Origin of the sequence: Campylobacter sp. RKI_CA19_01128, assembly GCF_025771175.1 — a bacterium.
GTDB lineage: Bacteria > Campylobacterota > Campylobacteria > Campylobacterales > Campylobacteraceae > Campylobacter_D.
The window spans coordinates 1-2,028 of the sequence record NZ_JAKMPU010000028.1 but is presented as its reverse complement, the minus strand read 5'-3'; the positions used below and the strand labels follow the sequence as shown (position 1 = coordinate 2,028).

Sequence of the window (2,028 nt, the reverse complement as noted above, 5' to 3'; positions counted from 1 at the left end):
ATCTTCTTTAGTTTGTAAAAAGCTACCTGCTAATACTTCTATATTAGTATTATTAAAAATATTAGTATTACCACTTAGATATAAGGTATTATTATAGCTTTTATCATTTTCACTATATACACCAGAAGCACTTATAAATATGGCTTTGTTGTTTTTATACTCATCTATATTTAAATTATTTATATGAGTATAATTATCATGAGTATTCTTAGCTATACCTGCACTAATTACTATTTCCCCTTCTCTTTTATCAGAAGCTGTACCTAGGGCTAAATTATCAAAGATAAAAGTATTATTAGCACTTTCAGTTTTAGCATTAATAACATAAACATTAGAACTAGCTGCACTTGAATAATCTTTAATGTTTAAAGTATTATTATTGGCATTTTCATTGGCTCTTAAAATGATTTTAGAACCTTTATCTATATTAGAAGCATTTGATAAAGATTGTACAAGATTATATTTTATAGTGTTTTTTTCTAAATTATCAGCTTCTATAATGGTAGTGAGATTTCTACCTGATTTTACATTATCTAAAACTATACTATTAGCATTAGCACTACTTGCATAATAATCTTTATTATCCAAACTAACCTTACTTACTCCATATAAGTATAAAGGTATAGCAATATTTGAGTTTTTAATAACAATGCTATTATTATTTGCTTTAGAGCTTAGAGTTTGTGCTGCTGTGATTTGAATTTTATCTTGATGGTTTTCAACAGTAAGTCCTTGGGTTAAATCCCCATTGATATTAATACTATTATTATTAGCTCCTTTAGTCGCTACCCCACCATAAAGATTAAACTCATTTTTACCTGTAAAATTAGAATTAATCTCAAATGGTTTTTTTAGATTAATATTAATGCTATTATCATTAGCTATACCATTATTAGTCATACCTGCATAAAAGTCTAAAAGAGCTTTTACTTCTACATTAGTATTTAATGCTAATAAGGTTTGTAAGTCTTTTATATCTATAGTGTTTTTATAAGCATTACCTTGTATGATTTTACCCCCATAGATTTCTCCTACTAAGATGGCATTATAAGCTAATGGAGTATTTTTAGTATCTACTCTTAAATCTAGTTTTAAATCATTGATTAATACACTATTATTACTTACTTCATAACTTTGATTGTTGTTTACATCTACGAAAGCTCCTCCTAAGTGAGTAGCAGCTGATGTTGAATATGCTCCACTTGGACCATGTACTAATAAAGAAGCTCCATCTATAATAACCTTATTATTTTTAGCATTGCCATTATAAGTAATAGCTCCTGTTACATGAGTCATTCTCTCATCAAAGATATTATCTCCTAGCATGCTTTGTCTATAAGGGGTAGTATGAAAGTCTATCTTTACTCCCTTGTTTAATATAACTGTATTATTATTAGCATTAGCATCTACACCAAAAGCACCTAAGATATAAGGAGCACCATTTAAAGGTAAGGTATAGGTGTTTTCAACACCCATATTTACATAGGCATCTTTTAAGAAGTTTAAAGTATTATTACTTACTTCACCTTTTCTAGCTATAGCTGGAGTGATTAGAAAATTATATTTATTATCTAAACCCGTAGCTTTAGGGTTAATTACTTCTTTATCAGTAGGTTTTAAATAATATACTGAAGATAATTCTCCTGCTTTTAATACTAAGGTATTATTATTAGCTTTTGCATTAAAGGTATAAGCAGAAACTAAAAAAGGTATATAACTGATTTGATTTAGGGTAGTATTAGCTGAGTTAGAACTATGAAAACCATTAACTACAAAAATATCTTCTTTTATACTTGGAGTGAGTATGTCTTGTTTAAAATATAAATCATTCATTTTAGAATGAGTTTTATCTTTAGGATTATCATAGATTAAAGTGATATTTGAAAGGTTTTTATTAGTAGCCATTTGGCCATAGAAGTTTTTACCACTTAAGAGTTTATAAGTATCAAGATTATAATCATATACATCATTATTATTAAATTTATGCTCTTTAATAACATAAGCATTAGAAGCTTTATCATAATTTGC

Annotated in this window: 1 protein-coding gene; it reads right to left on the bottom strand. The window is 27.2% G+C overall.

Annotated features, from left to right (window positions below; all coding sequences use genetic code 11):
- On the bottom strand, positions 1 to 2,028 hold a 2,028-nt coding region (locus tag L8U98_RS08115), incomplete at both ends, for a hypothetical protein (protein ID WP_263737865.1).